5 protein-coding genes and 1 pseudogene are annotated in these 4,642 nt (G+C 71.1%); all 6 read right to left on the bottom strand.

The window, feature by feature from the left end; translation table 11 throughout:
- Positions 1-1,272, bottom strand: a 1,272-nt coding sequence (locus tag G6R25_RS21840; protein ID WP_272871465.1) for a beta-ketoacyl synthase N-terminal-like domain-containing protein, incomplete at its 3' end; no start/stop codon positions are given.
- A pseudogene (locus tag G6R25_RS21835) lies at positions 1,269-2,549 on the bottom strand (beta-ketoacyl-[acyl-carrier-protein] synthase family protein). The pseudogene G6R25_RS21835 and the gene G6R25_RS21840, both read right to left, overlap by 4 nt.
- Positions 2,550-2,566: 17 nt before the next feature.
- Positions 2,567-3,007, bottom strand: a complete 441-nt coding sequence (locus G6R25_RS21830; RefSeq protein WP_163554396.1) for a cupin domain-containing protein — start codon at positions 3,005-3,007, stop codon at positions 2,567-2,569.
- Between the two features lie 52 nt (positions 3,008-3,059).
- A complete protein-coding gene (locus G6R25_RS21825) occupies positions 3,060-3,554 on the bottom strand; it encodes an SRPBCC family protein (protein ID WP_163554395.1) in 495 nt (164 codons plus the stop codon).
- A gap of 79 nt (positions 3,555-3,633) precedes the next feature.
- Positions 3,634-3,891 (bottom strand): acyl carrier protein, encoded by a 258-nt coding sequence (locus tag G6R25_RS21820; protein WP_136449429.1) that lies wholly within the window; start codon positions 3,889-3,891, stop codon positions 3,634-3,636.
- Between the two features lie 86 nt (positions 3,892-3,977).
- On the bottom strand, positions 3,978-4,337 hold the full coding sequence (locus tag G6R25_RS21815) for a TcmI family type II polyketide cyclase (RefSeq protein ID WP_136449430.1): 360 nt from the start codon (positions 4,335-4,337) through the stop codon (positions 3,978-3,980).
- Positions 4,338-4,642: the final 305 nt, after the last annotated feature.

Below are 4,642 nucleotides of genomic sequence, written 5' to 3'. Positions count from 1 at the left end.
GGGGTCGACGGCGCGGACGACGAGGCTGCTGTTGAAACCGCCGTAACCGCGGGCGTCGACCAGCGCCACCCGGACGGGGGTCCGCCGGGTGGCCTGCACCAGGTCCAGGCCGTAGCCCGGATCGGGGGTGTCGAGGTTTCCCACGGCGGGGATGACGCCGTCCCGGATCGACAGCAGCGCCGCGGCCACCGACAGCGCCGAGCCGCCCGCGCACATCCGGCCGACGAAGCCCTGCGGCGCCGTCACCGCCCGATCGCCGAACACGGCCCGGATCGCCGCCGCCTCCTGGGCGTCGAGGTCCGGGGAGCCGGCGCCATCGGCGAACACCACGTCCACCTCGCCCGGGACGACGCTCGCGTCGGCCAGGGCCCGGCGCATCGCGGTGGCCAGCCAGCGGCCGTCCGGCGCCGGGCGGGCATGGTCGGCGGCGGCGTGAGTCGCGGCGTATCCCGCGATCTCCCCGTAGACACGCGGGGCGCCGCGGGCCGCTGCCGCCGCCGGATCCTCGACGACCAGGGTCGCACCGCCCTCCCCCGGCAGGTAGCCGTTCGCCCGCACGTCGAACGGCTTGTAGCCGTCCGCCGCCGTGGCGGCGGTGCTGACCCGGCCGCTGCTGAGATGGCAGGTGAGTCCGTACGGCGTCAGGCCCGATTCGGCGCCCCCCGCCAGCACCGTCGACGTGCCACGGCGGATGACCCGTCTGGCCTGGGCAAGGCTGTCCAGGCCGCCGGCGCCGTCGCTGATCACGACCCCGGACGGTCCCTTCAGGCCATGACGGATCGACGTCTGACCGGTCGTCGCCGCGTAGAACCAGGCGATCGACTGGTAGACGCTCACCGCGGCCCGCCCGCGGGTCCACAGCCGCTGCAGCTCCCGCTGGCCGAAGTCGTTGCCGCCGGAGCCGCTGCCGAACACGACCGCGGTGGCATACGGATCGTGGTCGGCCGGGTCGTAGGCGGCGTCGGCCAGGGCCAGCCGGGAGGCGGCCATCCCGAACCAGGTCCACCGGTCGGTCTGGATGATGTACCGCTTGTCGACGTGCTCCTCCGGTTCGAACCCGGCCACCTCGCCGGCGAGCGTGGCGTCGTAGCGGTCGGGGTCGAACCGGCTGATCGGGGCGATGCGCAGCTCGCCGCGCAGGGTCGACGCCCAGTACTGCTCGACCTCCAGGCCGCTGGGGGCAATGACCCCCAGACCGGTGACGACCGGCCGGACCGCGCCGGTACCAACAGTCGCGGTACCAACAGTCGCGGTGTCCAGGGCGGCGCTCACCGGTTCGGCGCCGACAGGACGATTGCGGACTGGAACCCGCCGAACCCACTGCCCACCGACAAGGCCACGTCGACGGTGTGGTCACGGGCGATGTTCGGCACGTAGTCGAGGTCGCACGCCGGGTCGCGGGTAGTCCAGTTGGCGGTGGGCGGAACGACGTCGTTCTCGATGGCCAGGGCGCAGACGGCGATCTCCAGAGAGCCGATCGCGCCGAGCGAGTGGCCGACCATCGACTTGATCGAGCTGACCGGGACCTCGTAGGCACGCTGCCCCAGCGAACGCTTGAAGGCGGCCGTCTCGTGCCGGTCGTTCTGCTTGGTACCCGAGCCGTGCGCGTTGATGTAGTCGATGTTGTCCGCGCCGACCCGCGCCGCGTCCATCGCGACCCGGATCGCCTCGGCCATCTCGACGCCGTCGGGGCGCAGCCCGGTCATGTGGAACGCATTGGACCGCGACGCCTAGCCGCCGGCCTCGCAGTAGATGTGCGCGCCGCGGGCCCGCGCGGCCGACAGCTCCTCGAGGATGAGCACGGCCGAGCCCTCCCCCATCACGAAGCCGTCCCGGCCGGCGTCGAAGGGGCGGGAGGCGTGCTCGGGGTCGTCGTTACGCGCCGAGGTCGCCCGGATCGCGTCGAAGCAGGCCACCGAGATCGGCGACAGCGGCGCGTCGGAAGCACCGGCGATCACGATGTCCGCCTCGCCGTCGGCGATGAGCTGCGCGCCGTAGCCGACCGCGTCGATGCCGGAGGTGCAGCCGGTCGAGACGACCGACGCCGGGCCGTGCGTGCCGAAGCGGCAGGCGAGCTCCGTGGCCAGGCAGCTCGGGACCAGCGCGTGGTACAGGAAGGAGCTGGCGTAGTGCGGGTCGACCTCCCAGTGGCGGCCCGAGTCGGAGACAACGACGTACTCGTTCTCCAGCCGGGTCGTCGCGCCGACCGCGCTGCCCATGCTGACGCCGATGACCAGGCCGGCCCCGGCCCCGGCCTCGTCGCCAAGGCCGCCGGCGCCGGCGGGGCGCAGGTCCAGGCCGCTGTCCTCGACCGCCTCCAGCGCCGCGGCGAGCGCGAACTGCACGAAGCGGTCGTTGCGGGCGATCTGCTGAGCGGTCAGCCCGGCCGCCGCCGGGTCGAAGTCGCATTCGGCGACGACCTGCGAACGGAACTGCGACGGGTCGAAGAACGACAGTCGCCGGGTCGCCGTGCGCCCGTCGGTCAGCAGCGTCCAGAACTCCTTGCGGTTCAGCCCGCCCGGAGCGACCACTCCGATGCCGGTGACCACCGTCCTCCTGGGTTCGCTCACCGTCTGGCCCCGGCGGACAGGGCCTCGGCGGGCAGGGTGGTGGCGTGGGGGCCCGAACGGATGATCGGGGCGTGTGGGGCGTCCGGGTTCAGCACCGCCTCGGTGTCGACGTGGCCGAGGTCGGGGCGGGGCGCCAGCGGGCTGAGGTGGAACACGAGGAACGCGGTCTCCTCGCCCGTGTTGATGATGCGGTGGCGCATGCCGATCGGGATGCACACGCCGTGGTCGGCGGCCAGGACCTGGTGCTCACCGTCCAGCCGGGCGGTCACGATGCCGCGCACGCAGTAGAGGAATTCCTCCGAGTAGGGGTGCCAGTGCTCGGTGACGACCTCGCCGGGCTCGAGGGTGAGCGTGCCGAGGAAGCCGGTGGTCGAGCCGACCGTCGCCGGGGAGAGCAGGGCACGGATGTCCCCGCCCCGGCGCCGGTTGGGCACGATGTCGTAACCTTCGGCGGCGTCGTCGCTGGAGCTGCCATCGGTCGCGTCCTCCTCAGACCTGTTCCGGCATGGCCACAGCGAGCGGGGCACGACCGGCGGACGCGGCGGCCCACTCGACCTTCTCCCCGATCACGGCCATCTCCCGGGCGGAGTTGGTGTTGATTCGTTCGGTCATCTGCACGCCGTTGAGCGGCGCCGCCGGACGCATGTGGAAGTCCTGCACCCAGCGCATCCGGGTGCCGGCGCCCGCCGGGGTGTAGGTCCAGTGGATGTGCATGTACTCGAACGGCCCGGTCTCGACGCGGTAGGCGCGGACCTGCCGGTTCGCCGGGTCGAGCGTCCGTTCCGACACCCAGCTCCACGCCGTGCCGTTCTCGTCCGGATGCATGGTGAGCCGGAACTTGAAGGTGTTCCCGTTGCTCTCGATGATGTCCACCGACGCGTACTCCGTGAACAGATCGGGCCACGAGGGCAGATCGTTGGTGATGGTCCAGACCGTGTCGATACCGGCGCCAATGAAGATCGAGTTGTCGGTATGCCCACTCACGGCTACTCCCCGGTTTATGAAGGAAACTCCGGATGCGGATCTGGAATCGGCGGCCGGCGATTCCGGGCGCCGTCGCGACTCAGACCGGCTCGCGCTCGCCGAGCGCGGCGTTCACGGTGTCGAGAATCTCGGCGAGGGTGTATCCATCCGGCATCTCGCCCGGCAGGTCCACCCCGAAGGCGCCGACCACCTCGGCCGAGAGCTGCAGGTAGGCCAGCGAGTCCAGACCGATATCGCCGAACGTCACGGTCAGGTCGGAGGGGCGGTCCGCTGGGGGCAGCCCGGCCTGCTCGACGAGGAAGTCGAGCAGGGCGTCGGCGGTCCAATGCTGGGGCATGTCACGATCTCCTCGGGTGGCGGCACATGGGTTCGGCGGCAGGTTTTCCGGCGAGGCGGGTCTGCGGCGGCGTAGGCCGGGGCCGGTCAGCCGGCCGACCAGTGGTAAAAGCTGCGCGCCATCGCGTCCCGCGGCCCCCGCCAGGTCGCTGGATCGTAGGCGGTGATGAACTTCTCCAGCCTCGTGTTCACGTCCACGAACAGCGGATGCCCACGCACGTCCGAGACCTTCGGGGCGACATCCGCCGACGCGTCGATGAGGTGAAAGTAAAGCCCGTAGAACTCGAACAGTTCGCGGCGGGTGACGCCGACGATTCCGGGAAGTTCCCCGGCGTCGGACTCAGCGAAGGTTTCGGCGACGGCGTCGGCGTCGGCGGGGTTCATTTTTGCCACGATCAGGGTGCGGTGCGTCTGCGCGGCGGGCTGTGATCCGGCAACTGCGGGCACGGAAGGACTCCTCGGGCGGTTTCCAGGAGAGACGAGCAGCATGCATGGCGGCCTGCGGGTCGGCAGGTCGACGGCAGACGGGCAGACAGGCGTCGACCGACTCGCGACCGCCGGCCGTGCCCGCCGCCCCCTGACATGGTCAGTGAGCCATTCCCGGCAACGATTTGTGACGTTGGGTAATCGTTACGGGGTGTGAGTGTCCCTGGGGGCTGTGACGACGAAGGCGCGGGGCTCCGTGAGGAAGGTTGTTCCGACCAAAGAGCAACCTGAAGGAACCCCGCGCCTCGATGAGTTTCGCATACCGC

This window comes from Candidatus Frankia alpina, from assembly GCF_902806485.1.
GTDB classification, from domain to species: domain Bacteria; phylum Actinomycetota; class Actinomycetes; order Frankiales; family Frankiaceae; genus Frankia; species Frankia alpina.
This window is presented reverse-complemented; position numbering and strand designations above follow the sequence as displayed.